This is a genomic window from Sanguibacteroides justesenii (genome assembly GCF_003204205.1).
GTDB lineage: Bacteria > Bacteroidota > Bacteroidia > Bacteroidales > Marinifilaceae > Gabonibacter > Gabonibacter massiliensis.
In genome coordinates this window covers 631432-647914 of the sequence record NZ_QJPL01000001.1, presented here as the reverse complement: position 1 = coordinate 647914, position 16483 = coordinate 631432, and the positions used below count along the sequence as shown (strand labels likewise).

Genomic DNA, 16483 nt, shown 5'->3' with positions numbered 1-16483 from the left:
AATGGAGGGTGTTTTTTTAGAGACGAAACGATTGATTCTTCGAAAAATGTCCATGGAGGATTTTTCGATTTTATCGACGATGTTACAGGACCGGGAGGTTATGTACGCGTGGGGATATACTTTTACAGACGAACAGGTATACTCTTGGATCGGACGGATGAACGAGAATTATGAAAGATACGGATACGCTTATTTTTTGGCGTGGGACAAGCAGCTGCACGAGGTGATAGGCCAAATCGGTTTGTTGCCGGAAGAGATAGAAGGGAAAAAATATATCGGTATAGGTTATATATTGTGTAAAAAACATTGGGGGAAGGGATACGCGACGGAAGGAGCAGGAGCTTGTATGGAATATGCTTTCCGTGTTTTGGGTGCATCGATAGTGATTGCCGATATTCGTCCTGAAAACCTATCGTCCCGTGCCGTGGCGGAAAGGGTCGGTATGAAAATGGTAGGTGAGTATGATAAAATAGTAAACGGTAGGGAGATGACTCATCTTGTATACCGTGCTACTAACTAAAGAAGAAGTCCTGTTATAGTGGATTATACTCCTTGTTTATTGCCGAAAAGAGAGAGGTGAAGACGGTCGCAATAGCGCCAGCCGTTACGAATGCAATGCTCCAAAGTCTTGGGAATAGTACGTTGTAACTCTTCGGGAGTTGCTCCCATGGGCATCAATAGAATATCTTCGTTTCTCCAATCCGTGAGCTGAGTCAATATCTTTTTTATTTCTTCCCCATCGTGTTCCGCGGAATAAACAAATTTGAGTTGAAAATCTTTTCCGTATTGCCGTGCATGAGTGATGAACGATTGGATGTTTCCTAAATTTATCCGGGTGGTACTGTGCCGACGGTCATGTGGCGACGGGGGAGTAGAACTGGCTAATTTAGGGGAGATGCTGAAAAAATCGATTTCGGCGGCGCAAGCTTCATTGAAAAGGGTTCCGTTTGTCTCTAAGGTGATATGAAACGGGTACTCTTTTTTCAGTTCCCGACAAAGCATAAGCACTCCTTCTGCTTGCAAAAGGGGTTCTCCCCCCGTAATGATGATGTGACGGATGTTTTCCCGGTTGTGTTTAACGATCCGAGTGATATCCGTAACCGGAAGCCGGAAGCTCTCCTCGATCTTAAAAGCGGCATAGGCCGTATCGCATTCGACGACTCCTTCCGGAGTTTGCCAGCAACAATGTAAGTTGCATCCTGCCAATCGGATAAACAGTGAAGGTATACCGTTCAATTTTCCTTCTCCTTGAATGGTTCCCGGAAAAGTAAACCCGGAAGCCGGAAGTTTTTTTAATGGATTACCTGCTTTATCCCGCGTAATAGGAAAGATGCCGTCTTTTGCCAATTGAATAAACATAACCGTTGAATGAACTCGATTCACTTTAATGTTTTCCACCATACATTGTCTTTCCATTCTTCCTGAATGGCTTCGGAGAAACGGATGTCTTTCAAGGAGAAGTCAACCAAAGACAGATCTTCCCGGAAGGCTTCCGCGTAACCGGTTGCCGTTTCATGTACCCGCACGGAATTTAACCGTACATTCCCTTCTCCGTTTTTATGTTCCGTACGTTGCAGGATTTTATCGATCAGGAATAGAAACAATAAAGCGTAGCCTTCGGCGGAGGGAGACACGGGGATCTCCGCTACTCGACGGTTATAGCGGTATACGAACTGTTTCAAATCTTCTTCTTCTTTTTGCCAGAGAGAGTAGGAGTGATCGAAGCTGTCGATCAGTTCCTTTACCTTATCTAATAGTACAAAATCCATGACCATGTAGCCTTTGTCCAGCTTGTCGGAGGCGATAAACACTTCAACGATATAGGAGTGGCCGTGGATGTTCTCTCTGCATCGTTGCGACGAACAGTTCCGTACGATATGGGCTCCTTCGAATTTAAACAATTTACGAATTAACATATGGTGTTTTTTGAGTTACTCTATCGCGGGATCCTCAATTCCGGCTTCGGCAAACGCTTTTGCCCGTAAGAGACAGCTGTCGCATGTACCGCAAGGTTTGTCGCCTCCCCGGTAACAACTCCACGTGAGACCGAAATCTACTCCCAGTGTCGTTCCTAAACGAACCTCTTCAGCCTTGGTCATATGCATAAAAGGGGCATGTAGGGTTATACGGCGTTTCTTTTCGGCCCCCAAAACCGTTCCCAAGTTTATGGCATTTTCCATGGCTTTGATAAATTCTTCCCGGCAATCCACGTAACCGGAATAATCCACTTCGCTGACTCCGATAAAAATATCAGTGATCTCCAGGGCATCCGCGTAAGAGGCGGCAACGGATAAAAATACCATATTTCGGGCCGGAACATAAGTAGCCGGAATATCGTCCCGTTCGATATTTCCGTCAGCAATGTCGATCTTTTCATCGGTAAGGGAACAACCGTCCCACTGGTTCAACATCAACTCGACGATTTTATGTTCTTTAACGCCGACGGCTTTTGCGACGGCTTTTGCAGAAAGTAATTCCTTATCGTGTTTTTGACCGTATAGGAAGGTTATAGCATACAGTTCGTCGAATCCCCGGTGTTTTGCCAGGTAAACTGCAGTCGTCGAATCCAATCCTCCCGATAATAAAACAATCGCTTTCTTCATAATGTCTTCTACTTCTTGTTTTGTTTTACAAAAGTAGTGAAAATATTTTGTAGAACAAGGCTGTTCCCGAGAGGCTTATTTGATAAAATAAATGAAAGCAATAAATGAAATTTTAATCAAATTTTGTGTTTGATGATCTTATTATTAAAATAATTGAAATCTGATTCATCCTTTTGTAATATTAGATCGTTCTTTTGTTGAGATAGTATATAAAAAGAGGGAATATACTGTATGTTTAATTTATTTTATATTTAAATTATTATGAGAAGAATTTAAAAAAAAAGCATGGTAGCAATACTGTTAATTGTATTATCTGCACCTTTATTTGCTTCAAAAGTAACTATTTACATTAAAAAACCCCTTAGTGATGGAGGATCTAAAGTTTTAGGATATATTATTGAGAAAAAAAATCTTGGAGCAGAAGAGTGGGTAAGATTGGTTAAGGATATTTTGCCATTACCTGGCAATAATCCGATGTATACCGTAATATTGGACCCTGGTATTTATGATTTTAGGGTAATGGCTGTAACTAAAGTCGGCACAAGTGCTCCTAGTGAACCAGGTCGAGCACGAGTTCCTTATAATAATTCGGAAAGTGAGGTTAGATTGGTATGTAACGATTGTCCGCCGATCAGTGGAAAATCAATTTCTAAGGCTTTTAGTACACCATTTGATTTTTTGAAGTTTAATAATAAGTCAGAAGTCAAAGTTCCGTTCCGACCGACAAAATAAAGAAGTATTAGCGAACAGAATAAAATTAAAGTGGCATGAGCTATAAAAATATAAAACAAATTGCAAAATATGAGGTTAAGATACTGATGAGAGACAATGGATTTCGATTCGTATCGCTATTTTGTATAGTATTAGTAACTTGTATTCATTTGTTAAGACAAGGAAATATAAAAAATCCAGATTGGATAGCTATTTCACTTCCCTCTGCTATTCCGTTCGCTAATGCCTATTTGATAAGTTTTTTTTTAATTTTTATAACTGTTTTTTTCGGAGGAAGATTCATTAGCAAAAGGCGTTATGATGAATCATTATCCTCAATCGATATTCGTCCTTTTTCAAATATAGATTATACTCTTGGAAAAATTGTAGGATTTATGATTGTTGTTTTAGGATTGGATTGTATGCTGGCATTGATTGCTATATTTATTAATATTTTGCTGAGTGATGCTCCTTTTGCTATTTTTCCTTATGTTTTTTACTTCTTTACTTTGACATTGCCTTTATTCGTATTTGTTTTGGGATATAGTGTGATGGTAAAAGGAGTAGTGAAAAATCAAGCAATGGCTCGGTTTGTTTTACTGTTTTTGTCTTTTATTTTAGTAAAGATTGTACCTGATTATTTCTTTGGTATTTTTGATCCGTTTGCCACTTATTTACCTAATGTTTTTTCTGATGTAACAGGTTTCTCTGTTTTGAATATTTATTTTATTCATAGGCTAATCTTTTTTTTAGTAGGAGTAGGTATGTTATTTTTAGGCATTTTGACTTTAAACCGTATTTGGAATAGTGATCGAGTACGAGTTTATACTGTCTTTGCAGGAAGTTCCTTTCTATTATTGGGATTTGTTCTAGGGTTTATTTATATAATTCATTTTAAGCGTGAAGAGGAGGAGAGAGAGAAAATTCGAATAGTATTCGAAAAGTACGATAAACAACTTAAAATAAGAGTTGTCAGTCATGATATATCTTTTAAACAAGTTGGCAATTCCTATGAATCGACAAGCGAAATGGTCGTGTATAATCCTTACGATAAACCTTTGACATCTTTTATATTATATTTGAATCCCGGATTAGAGATAACGAGTATGATGGTAGAAGATGAAATTGTTAATTTCACAAGAGAAAAACAGGTCGTTGTTTTAAATTGCAAGTTACAAGCGCATGAAACGAAAAAGATAACTTTATTGTATCATGGAAGGCCTGTCTCGGAACTTTGTTACCCGGAAATAACACATTTGTCAGATCGAATGGAGGAACGAACTTATTCTATTTTTAAAATGGGAAATGATTTCTTTTACCTGAGTTCCGATTATACTTTATTGACTCCTGAATGCATGTGGTATCCGATATCAGTTCCAACAGTAAATATTAGTTCTCCTTATTCGACTATAGAGAATTATACACGTTTTCGCTTGACTGTGACAGGAGAAAAGGAACGATGTGTAATTTCACAAGGAGAAATGAAGTGCCGGAAAGATACCGTAATATTCATATCTCCAATAAAATTAACCGGAGTATCGCTTTGTATGGGAAAATATATTCATAAAGCGATAAAACATGAGGGTAAATTGTATGAAATATATTTGTTTAAGGGACACGAATATCTAGTTGATCAATTTACTGATCCGAAAGAATTAATTGATTCATGGTCTTTTGATTTTCGTTATACTAAACATAAAGCCTATGTTTATAATAAATTAGCATTAATTGAGACGCCTATTCATTTTGCTGCTTACTCGAGAGTATGGAGAGACAGAAGTGAATATGTTCAACCGGAATTAATTTTTCGTCCGGAACGGGAGGCTCTGCTCTCTTCTGCTTTCAAGGTTTGGAAAAATGCTTTGAATGAAGGAATAAGCACTCCTCAGCATGAATTCTTTAATATGGTTTATCTTCAAAATTTTGAAAGTGTCCGTATTCTAAAAAAAGGAAATGTATTGTTTGGACCATTAGAGCGTGAGAAGGAGATAAAAAATGAATATGATATATCTTCTCTAACTCGGAAAAATCATTTTTATATATATTCTCCTGAATTCAAGGCTATTGATATCTTTTTTCAATATATACAAAAACGTTGGGATACAATGGCTAATAGTTTTGGAGAGAGTAATACTTTTCCTGCGGCAATAGCCTATCTTCAGGAAAATAGTTTGGAATATTTATTTCAGCAACCGAGGGAGAATGTTATTTTTGACCAAGTGATGTGGCTAAAAGCCAATGATTACTTGAAGCGATTGCTTTGTAAAGTTCCATTTGATGAATTTTATCTTTTTACCCAAGATTTTATTCGACGGAATACTTTTTGTGAAACAAATTATGAGGAATTTGGTAAAGCGTTTCAAGAACGTTTCGATGTGGATTTAATTGATTTTACGCGTAAAATATATAAAGAGACCAGACTTCCTTCCTTTCGATTAAGAGATATATGTTTATGGCAGGTTGAAAATCCAGATGGAAGTTTAGGTCTTTTACAAAGCGTAAAAGTTTGGAATAAAGGAAATGTTGGCGGAGTTATAACTCTGGCTGGATCATTTTTTGAAAGGAGTGTTCACTATTTTATTCCTGTCGGAGCTTGCAAAGAGATTCGTTGTTATTTTGATTATCGGAAAGTGGATAAATTTAATTTGGAAATTCAAACCAATTTATCTCAAAATATTCCTTCATCTTATTTATGGAGGGATATTAAGTTAGAGGAAGGTATGCTTATGAATCCATACGCCGGTGTTTTTGATGCAGATACGACCTTATTCATGTCTAAAAAAGGAGAGTATGTGGTTGACGATAGAGATTCTGGATTTTATTTGTTGGAGGATAAAAAGTTTTTTAGGAATATTTCTCATTGGAAATATTCTGATTGGGCCGGAGGCTATGGGGAACCAGTTGCCGGCTTTCTGGAGAAAAAAGGAGGAATTGGAAATTCTTATGCCGTGTGGGAAACTACTTTACCAGAAGAGGGGGAATATGAATTATTTGTTTATAATAATGCTAACGCGGTTGAAAATGAAATGTATTCGATGAATGCTGTTGACGGGCAAGTTGTAGTTAAAAAGGAACCTGTGCAAACCTATATTTTTACATGTAAAGAAGGAGAAAAAATAGTTTCTCTTACCTATACAGAGATGAAACAACCCGGCTGGATATCTCTTGGTAAATATGATTTTCGGATCGGAATGACTCAAATCAAATTAAGTGATAAGGGATCAGATTCTTATCAAAAAGTATTTGCCGATGCGGTGAAGTGGGTAAAAGTAAAATAATTGTTTTTTCATTCGTTAAAATAGGATATATTTGTCTGAAATGTAATATGAGTATGGATAGGACAAATGTAGAAGTAAGACGAGTGGCTTTCGACAGGAAACGTTATTTGGATTTGTTATTGGATGCGGATCCTTCGGAGGAGATGATCGATCGTTATATCGAAGAGGGAGATATGTTTGTGTTGTTGGCGGGTAAAACGGTTATCGGGGAGGTCGTGGTGGACCGGAAAGGGGAGATCAAGAATCTGGCTGTTTGTTCCTAGTATCGGAATAGAGGGTACGGCAGTTATTTATTGAATTACCTGACGGAATATTACCGAGATCGATTCGAATGCCTGTGGGGCGGGACGAGTGAGTCGGGAGTAGGTTATTACGAGAGAAACGGTTTTAAAACCGATCACGCGCTCGAACATTTTTTTATTGCCAACTATCCGGAGCCGATATGGGAGGACGGCAAACAATGTATCGATATGTATTATTTAAAGAAACGGCTGTCTTAAAGGTTATTCATTATTCTTTTGAATTTACACGGAGTTTTGTGTAATAAGTGGAAAAAGTGAATTCAAACGGTTATATTTGTACGATGTATATGTGTTTTACTAAGAATTGATAGACTCATGGGTATATTCAGTAAATTATTCGGTAATGGCGGATGTGCTAAAATAGAAACTCCTGCCGATAAAATAGTTCGTGTTATTCGGGAAAAGACAACGACTCCCAGTATAAGGCTCCGTCCGGCTAAGGAAAAGTGTTCTTTATATAATAGTAAAATCGGTGGAGTTCCTTATTTGCCCGTGGATTTTCCATATCCCACGGAAGTGTCGGAGGAGGGGCAGGAGAGGCCTTTACGTCTTTTAGCTCAGATCAATTTTGAAGAGATACCTTCCTTAGAAGGATTTCCCGCGACGGGAATGTTACAATTTTATATTAGTGACGGAGGAATGTACGGGTTGAATTTCGAAGAATTGACCCTTCAAAAGGGATTTCGGGTCATTTATCATGAGAAAGTCGATAAAGAGGCGGAGTTGATTTCTGCACTTCCTTTCGATGAGGAGAGAAGGGACAAAGAAGTATTTCCCGTATCCGACGAATTGAAGTTGAATTTCGAATTAGGCGAGATGCCTATGGGCGGGGGGGATTTTCGTTTTGATAAATTAGTCTTGGATGCCTATAATGAAGTCTATCCCTCGAATCAAGTCTCATCTTTAGAACGGATATCCGAAGAGATTACGGATGGAGTATACGATCAGTTGGAGGGAGGTGGGCATCATATCGGCGGTTACCCGATGTTTACGCAAATAGATCCTCGGGAATACCATGAGAATTTGCGGGGGCATACCGTGCTATTGTTTCAATTGGATTCGGAGGAGACGAATGATTATTCGATTCTTTGGGGGGATTCGGGTGTTTGTCATTTTTTTATAAAGCCTGAAGATTTGGCCAGACGTGATTTTTCTAACGTCTTATATAATTGGGATTGTTATTAAAGACGTTTCGCATGAAAAAACACCCAAGAATAGTATCATTCTTGGGTGTTTTTCAATAAGTAATGACGGAAGTTTGTTTTTTGCCGTCCATCCAGACGGTCAACGGCTTTTTGAAACGGACTCGTCGGGCATAGGTTAATTCGTGAATGACATCCTGTTGTTCGAGTACGTCGAACCTAATAAATGAATCGGGGGATTCGAAGGGGATAGCAAAATAACCGATATTCATGGAGGTAACATTATGAAAAAAGTGAGAACCTAAAGAGGCATCCAACGGAAAATCAGGAAGTCCTTGTTCCACTATTATTTTTGCATTGGCGATATCGGACCATTGGACGGGAATTCCCGTAAGCGGGTCCCGTGTACCCCAGCGTCCCGGGCCGATCAGTATGAATTTTTCTTCTTCCCGGGCAATTTCGGCATTGAGTTGTTTTACCTCTTCTGCCATTTCCCGGGTTTTGAGTCTGTCGAATTTCCGAGGATCGATATAGACGACGTCCCGGATATATTGCAATTTTCCGTTTCCCATACCTTTATTGGCTTTAAGAAGAATCTTTTTTTGATCGATGTGAAGCGTATCGATATCTATAGAGTATTCGTTTTTAATTAACGGTTTGATTTGTAATAAATAGAATACTGGTATGCTTTCTTCTATATTAAGGGAAAATTCAATTTCAACGGGTGACCCCATGGCTTGCGAGAAGATATCCAGCAAGATTTGTAGAGTGGAGGCTAACGGAATATAATCGTATTGTAAGATTTTGGCAAAATCAATAATTCGGGGACCTTTTTCATTCAGATCATAGACGATACGATCGTTCATGAAATCATAAACCGAAGCACTGTATTCCAATGTGCCGTCTCGTTCGGCCTCTTTTAAATCATAGGCTTTAATTGCTGCATTTTCTCCGTCTCGGATTAAATCGTATCCCCGGTGTTTCATATCAATAGCGTAAAAATAATTTTGGGAGCTACGGATTTTGTCCTGTATGGAAGCTAATTGCAATTTTGGAAATGCCGGAGAGAAACGATGAGTCTTTTCACCTCCTACCACGTAAGCTCCGAGTCCTATGGCAGTAACAGCAAAACCGTCTTCCGGCCTGATATAGGAAAAGGGGTAGAAGTTATAAGATTGGGCGACCCCGCTGATATCGGGATAATATCGTCCGTTGTGTTCGTTCCCGATTACTTCCTGTATGATTACACCCATTTTTTCTTCCTCTATCATGCTGTCAATAGCTTTGAAATAAGCCCTCGATTCATCGGAAAAGACAGAGGCGTAAACTAATTTGATGGCATCTTCCAGTTCTTCCAATCTGCGTTCAAAGTCCGGATTATTGTTAGGAATCAAATAAGTCGCGTACACACCGGCGAAAGGTTGGCTTAAGGAGTCTTCAAACAGACCGGAAGACCGGACTGCTAACGGCTTGGTCATGACTTGAAGATACTGGCGTAGCTTTTCTTTCAATGGTAAAGAGAGGGTGGCCTGTTGAAAGGCCTTTTTTAGGTGGTCGTATTCGTTGTTGATATAAGTTTCTTTATATAAATCGTTTAATTCCAGAAAATTATCGAATTCTTCCACCCCGATGATGGCGGTTTTGGGAATAGCGATTTTTAAGTTGGGAATTAATTTTTTAAGGTAAACATTCTCAATAAAGTTGGATATAAATGCTAATCCGCGTCCTTTGCCTCCGAGAGAGCCGAGTCCCAGGCGAGTGATATAACGGTTGGAGTCGACCAATTCCGGCCGGAACGGAATAATACGTCCTCTTATTTTTTTTAGTTTGGAAGATTCGAAAACGTTGGCAATAAACTGGCGAATTTCATCGGTATTTTTAAAGTATTCAAAACTATACCGTCGTAATTTTTGAGCGAGATTGATTTCTCCCCTTGCCATTAACCATGTGGAAATACCGTTGCGAATAGAGTGGTATTCCAAAGATTCATCCGGTATGGTGGTCAATTTCCTTCGAAACTCTTTGATTGAAGTCGCTTTATCTATCGGGTGTCCTGATTTGTCTCGAAAAATAAAATTTCCGAACCCGAGACGGGTTTTGATAAAAGTTTTTATTTCTTGTGCCAGCGTGAGCGAGTTTTTATTGATGAATTCCGCATGGATTTTTTCTGCCCGTTTGGCATTTTCCTCTTCATGGCTTTGAAGAAGGCAGGGAATCTTGTATCCTAATCGCTGAACGTATTTAATCAACTCAACACCCGCATCTTCATCCTCGATGCCGTTTTTAGCGTAACGAACATCTGATATGACACCGATGATATTATTTTTGTATTTATCAATAATCTCTATCGCATCTTCATAGGTACTGACTAAAATCACTTTGGGACGTACCCGGATTTTCAATATAAGTCCCAGCTCGTCGTCCGATGGTTCGTCCGCGATGATTTTTTGTGTCTGGGTCATGATTTCGGTATAGAGTAAGGGTAAATAACGGGAGTAATATTTGACGGAATCCTCCACCACCAATATGACTCTGACATCCCCTAAACGTGTATCAGCTTCCAAATTCATTCGGTCTTCAAGATATTTGGCCATAGCCAAGAAGACTTTCGTCGAACCGTTCCAAACAAATAACCGTTCGATGGATTCGTGTACCTCTTTTTCGATGCGATGAAAGTAAGCAAGGTCTCCGTTGTTGTTAACTAACATTAACTGTTTGATATGGGGATGTACTTTTTTTATGTTACGGCTGATTATCAAAGGGGTCTGTTTATCTAAGCCGGCCATGATGATAATGAGATCGTAATGTCGTTCCCTTAATTTTTTCAAAGCTTCCGACTCGCTCGCTACAGAGGTGAAACGGGGAGCCGTAAATAAATTCAATTGCAGGTATTCTCCGAATATTTTGTCTGAAAATTGCCCTTCCCGTTCGATCGTGTAGGCATCGTAATAGTTTGCCACTAATAGAATCTCCTTTACTTTAAAGGGCATAAGTTCTTGAAAAATATCTCTATCGTTTTTTTTGCGTTTATATATGCGATTCAAATCTATTTTTTCCATAACAAGTTTTATTTTTATTCGCTTTTACGATTAAGTCGACTTTTCTGTTTTTTTTGTTGAATCGCTAAATATAAAAAAATTTTAGTAAATTGCAGCCGTTTATTATATCCGCTGTGTTGGGAGTTTATGAACAGAAGATATTTTTGCTTTAGATGCATGGTATACTTTTCCAAATGGAATCGTAAGGGATATGCTATTTTTGCCTCTTTGAGAAAAGAGGTAAGGATAGCGACGTTATCGATAGATATTTGTAAGGTAGCATTAGGAAAATCTTCTTTAAAGGGGATAATCGTTGATTTTTCCGGAGTCTCAAAGAAAATCATGGTAAAGGATAAGAGAGAGGAGTCGGATGGCGGACTAAAACAGGTATGCGAGGTGGTATCATCATGTGTTGGTGCGGAGTTTCCTGTAAAGCATGGGAATGAAAAATTTAATATAGATGGGTATACTTGTTGTGAACAATGGGTATACCTTTTTTGTATATAGATATGTTAATAGATACATTGAAAGAGAAAATCTTTAAAGGACAGTCGATTACTAAGGAGGAGGCTCTGGAGTTATCCCTGATAAAGGATAAAAGGGCTTTATATGAGGCTGCGGGAGAGATACGGGATCATTTCGTCGGAAATTATTTCGATACTTGTTCGATTATCAACGCGCGTTCCGGACGTTGTTCTGAAAATTGTAAATGGTGTGCCCAATCGGCAGTTTTTCGGACAAAAGTAGATGAGTATGATTTAATCGATGAAAAGAGTTGTATTGAATTGGCTCGTTTGAATGCGACTTATCGGGTGAATAAATTTTCTTTTGTAACGAGCGGAAGAGCTCTTTCCGATAAAAATATAGATCGGTTGTGTGATTATGCCCGAAAGATAAAGCGAGGGATGGATATCAATTTATGTGCCTCCATGGGATTGTTAAACAAGACACAATTACTTAGATTAAAAGAGGCTGGTATAACACGTTACCATTGTAATTTGGAGTCTTCTCGTCGTTATTTTCACTCCTTGTGTTCTTCTCATACGACGGATGAAAAAATAGAGACGATTCGTGCGGCTCAAGAGGTAGGAATGGAAGTTTGTTCCGGAGGAATTATAGGAATGGGAGAGACGATGGAAGATCGCATCGATCTGGCTCTGATGATTCGAGATTTGGGGATTAAGTCAATTCCTATCAACGTGTTGAATCCTATTCCGGGAACTCCTTTGGAGAATGCAGCACCTTTGGCGGATGAGGAAGTATTAACGACGATAGCCGTGTTTCGCTTTATTCATCCGGATGCCTTTTTAAGATTTGCCGGAGGTAGAAATTTAATAGCACATATAGAAAAAGAAGCGATAGAAGCCGGAATTAATTCGGCGATTGTCGGGGACCTATTGACTACGGTGGGATCAAAGGTTATGGAAGATATGGAAAAAGTAGAGAAAATGGGGTTTATCACAAGAAAGTAAAATCGAAAAATGAAGGTTATGGAAAATTTTATTGAGACAATGACGACGGAAGCGATGCTTCGCTTTGATCGGGAACATTTGTGGCATCCTTACACCTCTACGGTAAATCCGCTTCCGGTGTATCCGGTGAAACGAGCTGAGGGCGTGTACATAGAATTGGAAGACGGAACCCGGTTAATTGACGGCATGTCTTCCTGGTGGTGTGAAGTACACGGGTACAATCATCCGAAAATTAATGCTGCTATTGAAAAGCAATTGAAAAATATGTCGCACGTGATGTTTGGTGGATTAACGCACCGTCCGGCTGTAGAGTTGGCTGCCAAATTAGTGAAACTGACCCCTTACGGGATAGAGAAGGTCTTTTTCAGTGACTCCGGTTCCGTGGCCGTAGAAGTGGCGATGAAGATGGCCCTTCAGTACTGGTACGCGCAGGGACGGGAGGAAAAACGACATTTTTTGACCATTACCAAGGGATATCATGGTGATACCTGGAATGCGATGTCCGTTTGTGATCCTGTTACGGGAATGCATAGTATATTCCGGGGAACTTTGCCCATTCACTATTTTGTTACTTCTCCCCGGGTTCGATACGGACAACCTTGTCGTGATGCGGATATAGAAGAGTTCAAACAGTGTTTGCGAAATAATCACAATCGTATCGCGGCTGTTATTCTGGAACCGATTGTACAGGGTGCCGGAGGCATGTGGTTTTATTCCGCCGAATACCTTTGGAAAGTCAAAGAGTTGTGTAAACAATATGATGTACTTCTGATTTGTGATGAAATTGCAACCGGTTTCGGGAGGACCGGAAAAATGTGGGGATGTGATCACGCGGGTATCGTTCCGGACATTATGTGCGTAGGGAAAGCGATCACCGGAGGATACATGAGTTTTGCAGCCACGATGACAACAGAAAAGGTAGCCACGGGTATATGCTCGAAAAATCCGGGTGTGTTTATGCATGGTCCTACTTTTATGGGCAATCCTTTGGCTTGTGCTGCCGCCAATGCTTCTTTGGATCTGATCATGAGCTATGATATCGACACGATGATCGGTCTAATCGAAAGGCAGATGCGGACCGAGTTGGCCCCGGCCGCACATTACAGTAACGTTGCCGATGTAAGAGTGTTGGGTGCCATAGGAGTTATCGAGTTAAGAGAACCCGTGGATATGGCCTATATCCAATCTGCATTTGTACGTGAGGGCGTATGGGTACGTCCTTTCGGTAAATTGGTATATATCATGCCGCCTTACATCATACGTCCGGAAGAACTTTCTCGTTTGACACAGGCTTTGTTGCGGGTTCTTTCTAACCTGAAATGATATGAACAGAGAGCGTTACATCAATAAATTAAATAAGATAAAGGAGTCTGGAAATTATCGGGAGTTGAAGGAGATTCAGCATAATGGTTTTTTGATCCACCATGACGGACGCGAAATGTTGAATCTCTCCTCCAACGATTACTTGGGACTCTCTTCCGATCCGCATCTGTATGAAGAATTTCGTCAGGAGACGGATGTGAAATTGCTATCGTACAGCGCCGTATCTTCCCGTTTGTTATCGGGTAATCATGAATATTACGGGGTATTGGAGAATGATTTGCGGGAATTGTACGGTAAGGAGTCAGCATTGGTATTCAATTCCGGGTATCATGCTAATATCGGGATATTGCCTGCGTTAGCGGGTAAAAAGGATTTGATTGTTGCCGATAAACTTGTACACGCGAGTATTATTGACGGATTGCGGTTGAGTGAAGCGGAGATGTTGCGTTACCGGCATTTGGATTATGGACATTTGCGGGAGATCCTGTTTAATCATAGGGAAAAATACGAGAATGTATTTGTTGTGACTGAGTCCATTTTCAGTATGGACGGGGACGTGTGTGATTTGCAGGAATTATGTGATTTGAAAAAAGAGTACGATACTTTTTTGTACGTGGACGAAGCTCATGCCGTTGGAGTCCGGGGAACGAACGGTTTAGGATGCTGTGAGGAACAGGGATGTATGGAAGATATTGACTTTATTGTCGGTACATTCGGTAAGGCCTTTGCTTCATACGGGGCTTTTGTAGTCTGTGACGATCTTTTTCGAGAATTTTTGGTTAATACGCAGAGAAGTTTGATTTTTACGACGGCATTACCGCCGATAAACGTGGCTTGGACTCGTTTTATTTTAAATCGTATGCCTGATTTTTATTCCAAGCGTTTGAAGTTGATGACGATTTCTGAACGATTGAGAAATACATTGATAAACAGGGGATTTGAAACCAGGGGAAATTCTCATATCGTACCTTTTTTATGTGGAAGTAACGAAAACAGTGTTTATATGTCTGAGCAATTCCGGGATAATGGTTTTTTTGTATTACCGGTGAGATACCCTACCGTACCTAAAAACGAGGCCCGAATACGGTTTTCTTTGAATGCAGCCATTCCGGAAGAGGATTACGAGTGCTTATTCGAATTTATTGAAGTGAGTTGTTAGGATGCGGAGAGTTTGGTTAAAAAAAAACGGTAACAAGCGGGTAATTCTTTTTTTTAGCGGATGGGGTTTGGACGAAAGAGCCGTAAGTCATATGACCGGGGAGTCGGACGTGTTGATGCTTTACGATTACCGGAACATAGAAGGTGAAAAAGCTCCGGTTTTAAACGGTTACGAAAGTATAGATGTGATAGCCTGGTCCATGGGTGTATGGGCAGCTTCCGTCTTGCTTCCCTTGTGGAATTTACCCGTGGACAGAAGTACGGCAATCAACGGAACGGAACGTCCCGTGGATAATCTGTACGGTATCCCTCTTCATGTGTATCTGCTTACGGAGAGGGGGATGGATGAGCGTGGAAGAGATAAATTTTTTGTTCGGATGTTATCGGGAACAGGGGAACGCACCCGGTTTAAACAACATCATCCGGATAGGAATTTGGAGGAGCAATTGGAAGAGTTGAAAGCCATCCGGGAACAATCCGATAGATTAAAAGGAGAAATTTGCTGGAATAGGGTGTATATTTCGGAAAATGATATTATATTTCCGGTGACAAATCAAGAGAACTGGTGGAGGGGACGAAGTGAAATAAAAAAAATAGTAGGGGGACATTATCCTTTTTACGTATTTGAAAACTGGGATTTAATAATATAAATATGGCTGTAAATAAACACGAGGTTGAACAGCGTTTTCGTCGTAGTATAACTACTTATAACGCTAACGCAATGGTACAAAAGGCGATGGCTGTACGATTAAACCGAATGGTTATGTCCAGTTTGGATTATATTCCTAAAAATATATTGGAGGTGGGATGTGGAACGGGATTGTTCACGGAAGAGTTAAGACGCTGTTTTAAGGAAGACGAGATCTATGTCAATGATATCGTCGAGGAAGTTTGTTCCCGTACAGCACGTTTGTATCAGGTCATAGCTTCTCATTGTTTACCGGGGGATATCGAGGAGATTCCATTGCCGGGGCGATTCGACCTGATTGTTTCTGCCGCTACTTTTCAATGGTTGAACGAACCGAAAGCGACTTTCAGAAAATTATCCGAACATTTGCGGGAGGACGGTTTGATGATTTTCAGTACTTTTGGAAAGTACAACTTGCGGGAAATTCGATTGACAACGGGGGGAGGATTAAGATACCGGACACAGGAGGAGTTGATGGGACTTTTGGAACCATATTTTAAGATTGAACAAATCCGAGAAGAGTTCAGGTTGATGGAGTTTGACGATCCTTTGGCGTTGTTACAGCATTTGAAGAAAACGGGAGTAAATGTATCCGGTGATAAACGGGTATGGACCAAGGGAAAGGTTCAGGAATTTATTGACGAATATAATGCTCGTTTTGCTATGGATGGGAAAGTGACCTTAACTTATCATCCCTTGTATCTGGTATGTAGAAAGAAACCGAGGATTATGAATACCTATGGCGTTGCCAGTTGGTAAATGTAAATA

General features: G+C 39.9%; 14 protein-coding genes and 2 pseudogenes. 12 read left to right on the top strand and 4 right to left on the bottom strand.

The window, feature by feature from the left end; all coding sequences use genetic code 11:
- Position 1 precedes the first annotated feature (1 nt).
- Entirely contained in the window at positions 2-520 is a 519-nt protein-coding gene (locus DMB45_RS02900) for a GNAT family N-acetyltransferase (protein WP_041503582.1), read from the top strand.
- Between the two features lie 23 nt (positions 521-543).
- Here DMB45_RS02900 and DMB45_RS02895 read toward each other — a convergent pair whose 3' ends face one another.
- From DMB45_RS02895 to queC, 3 genes and pseudogenes are all read right to left on the bottom strand, one after another.
- On the bottom strand, positions 544-1401 hold the full coding sequence (locus DMB45_RS02895) for a 7-carboxy-7-deazaguanine synthase QueE (protein WP_235375069.1): 858 nt from the start codon (positions 1399-1401) through the stop codon (positions 544-546).
- Positions 1380-1916 (bottom strand): 6-pyruvoyl trahydropterin synthase family protein, encoded by a 537-nt coding sequence (locus tag DMB45_RS02890; protein ID WP_041503583.1) that lies wholly within the window; start codon positions 1914-1916, stop codon positions 1380-1382. The genes DMB45_RS02895 and DMB45_RS02890 overlap by 22 nt, the downstream gene beginning before the upstream one ends.
- 15 nt (positions 1917-1931) lie before the next feature.
- Positions 1932-2609: pseudogene (gene queC / locus DMB45_RS02885) on the bottom strand (7-cyano-7-deazaguanine synthase QueC); the annotation flags it as partial.
- Between the two features lie 279 nt (positions 2610-2888).
- Here queC and DMB45_RS02880 point away from each other — a divergent pair.
- The 5 genes and pseudogenes from DMB45_RS02880 to DMB45_RS02860 all read left to right on the top strand — a co-directional run bounded on the left by DMB45_RS02880 (position 2889) and on the right by DMB45_RS02860 (position 8079).
- The gene (locus tag DMB45_RS02880) at positions 2889-3335 is read left to right on the top strand and encodes a fibronectin type III domain-containing protein (RefSeq protein WP_110688412.1); all 447 of its coding nucleotides are present in this window, start codon (positions 2889-2891) and stop codon (positions 3333-3335) included.
- Positions 3336-3370: 35 nt separating this feature from the next.
- Positions 3371-6592 carry a hypothetical protein gene (locus DMB45_RS02875; protein ID WP_146216410.1) on the top strand — a complete coding sequence of 1074 codons (3222 nt, stop codon included), beginning with the start codon at positions 3371-3373 and terminating at the stop codon, positions 6590-6592.
- 53 nt (positions 6593-6645) lie between these two features.
- On the top strand, positions 6646-6855 hold the full coding sequence (locus tag DMB45_RS02870; RefSeq protein ID WP_110688410.1) for a hypothetical protein: 210 nt from the start codon (positions 6646-6648) through the stop codon (positions 6853-6855).
- A 12-nt stretch (positions 6856-6867) separates the two neighbouring features.
- Positions 6868-7092 (top strand): annotated as a pseudogene (locus DMB45_RS15060) (GNAT family N-acetyltransferase); the annotation flags it as partial.
- Between the two features lie 117 nt (positions 7093-7209).
- Positions 7210-8079 (top strand): YwqG family protein, encoded by an 870-nt coding sequence (locus DMB45_RS02860; protein ID WP_052634642.1) that lies wholly within the window; start codon positions 7210-7212, stop codon positions 8077-8079.
- Positions 8080-8131: 52 nt separating this feature from the next.
- On the opposite strand, the gene DMB45_RS02855 is transcribed toward DMB45_RS02860, so the two are convergent.
- The gene (locus DMB45_RS02855) at positions 8132-11095 is read right to left on the bottom strand and encodes a PEP/pyruvate-binding domain-containing protein (protein WP_041503587.1); all 2964 of its coding nucleotides are present in this window, start codon (positions 11093-11095) and stop codon (positions 8132-8134) included.
- 156 nt (positions 11096-11251) lie between these two features.
- On the opposite strand from DMB45_RS02855, the gene DMB45_RS14625 reads away from it, so the two are divergent.
- Genes DMB45_RS14625 through bioC form a run of 6 tightly spaced genes read left to right on the top strand, consistent with a single transcriptional unit; the run spans position 11252 to position 16474 of the window.
- On the top strand, positions 11252-11581 hold the full coding sequence (locus DMB45_RS14625) for a hypothetical protein (RefSeq protein WP_041503588.1): 330 nt from the start codon (positions 11252-11254) through the stop codon (positions 11579-11581).
- Positions 11582-11583: 2 nt separating this feature from the next.
- On the top strand, positions 11584-12546 hold the full coding sequence (gene bioB / locus DMB45_RS14845) for a biotin synthase BioB (protein ID WP_041505006.1): 963 nt from the start codon (positions 11584-11586) through the stop codon (positions 12544-12546).
- A 54-nt stretch (positions 12547-12600) separates the two neighbouring features.
- Entirely contained in the window at positions 12601-13869 is a 1269-nt protein-coding gene (gene bioA, locus DMB45_RS14840; protein ID WP_200889855.1) for an adenosylmethionine--8-amino-7-oxononanoate transaminase, read from the top strand.
- A gap of 1 nt (position 13870) precedes the next feature.
- Positions 13871-15028: an aminotransferase class I/II-fold pyridoxal phosphate-dependent enzyme gene (locus DMB45_RS02840; RefSeq protein ID WP_041503589.1), complete on the top strand. Its 1158-nt coding sequence runs from the start codon at positions 13871-13873 to the stop codon at positions 15026-15028.
- 1 nt (position 15029) lies between these two features.
- Complete coding sequence (locus DMB45_RS02835) at positions 15030-15677, top strand: DUF452 family protein (RefSeq protein ID WP_052634644.1); 648 nt, start codon at positions 15030-15032, stop codon at positions 15675-15677.
- A 2-nt stretch (positions 15678-15679) separates the two neighbouring features.
- Complete coding sequence (gene bioC, locus DMB45_RS02830) at positions 15680-16474, top strand: malonyl-ACP O-methyltransferase BioC (protein WP_052634646.1); 795 nt, start codon at positions 15680-15682, stop codon at positions 16472-16474.
- Positions 16475-16483 lie beyond the last annotated feature (9 nt).

Excerpts from the sequence above, each read along its gene's own strand:
- bioC (WP_052634646.1), top strand. The coding sequence starts at position 15,680 with ATGGCTGTAAATAAACACGAGGTTGAACAGCGTTTTCGTCGTAGTATA.
- DMB45_RS02900 (WP_041503582.1), top strand. The coding sequence starts at position 2 with ATGGAGGGTGTTTTTTTAGAGACGAAACGATTGATTCTTCGAAAAATG.
- DMB45_RS02895 (WP_235375069.1), bottom strand. The coding sequence starts at position 1,401 with ATGGTGGAAAACATTAAAGTGAATCGAGTTCATTCAACGGTTATGTTT.
- DMB45_RS02890 (WP_041503583.1), bottom strand. The coding sequence starts at position 1,916 with ATGTTAATTCGTAAATTGTTTAAATTCGAAGGAGCCCATATCGTACGG.
- bioB (WP_041505006.1), top strand. The coding sequence starts at position 11,584 with ATGTTAATAGATACATTGAAAGAGAAAATCTTTAAAGGACAGTCGATT.
- DMB45_RS02870 (WP_110688410.1), top strand. The coding sequence starts at position 6,646 with ATGGATAGGACAAATGTAGAAGTAAGACGAGTGGCTTTCGACAGGAAA.
- DMB45_RS02860 (WP_052634642.1), top strand. The coding sequence starts at position 7,210 with ATGGGTATATTCAGTAAATTATTCGGTAATGGCGGATGTGCTAAAATA.
- DMB45_RS02875 (WP_146216410.1), top strand. The coding sequence starts at position 3,371 with ATGAGCTATAAAAATATAAAACAAATTGCAAAATATGAGGTTAAGATA.
- DMB45_RS02855 (WP_041503587.1), bottom strand. The coding sequence starts at position 11,095 with ATGGAAAAAATAGATTTGAATCGCATATATAAACGCAAAAAAAACGAT.
- DMB45_RS02840 (WP_041503589.1), top strand. The coding sequence starts at position 13,871 with ATGAACAGAGAGCGTTACATCAATAAATTAAATAAGATAAAGGAGTCT.
- DMB45_RS14625 (WP_041503588.1), top strand. The coding sequence starts at position 11,252 with ATGGTATACTTTTCCAAATGGAATCGTAAGGGATATGCTATTTTTGCC.
- bioA (WP_200889855.1), top strand. The coding sequence starts at position 12,601 with ATGCTTCGCTTTGATCGGGAACATTTGTGGCATCCTTACACCTCTACG.
- DMB45_RS02835 (WP_052634644.1), top strand. The coding sequence starts at position 15,030 with ATGCGGAGAGTTTGGTTAAAAAAAAACGGTAACAAGCGGGTAATTCTT.
- DMB45_RS02880 (WP_110688412.1), top strand. The coding sequence starts at position 2,889 with ATGGTAGCAATACTGTTAATTGTATTATCTGCACCTTTATTTGCTTCA.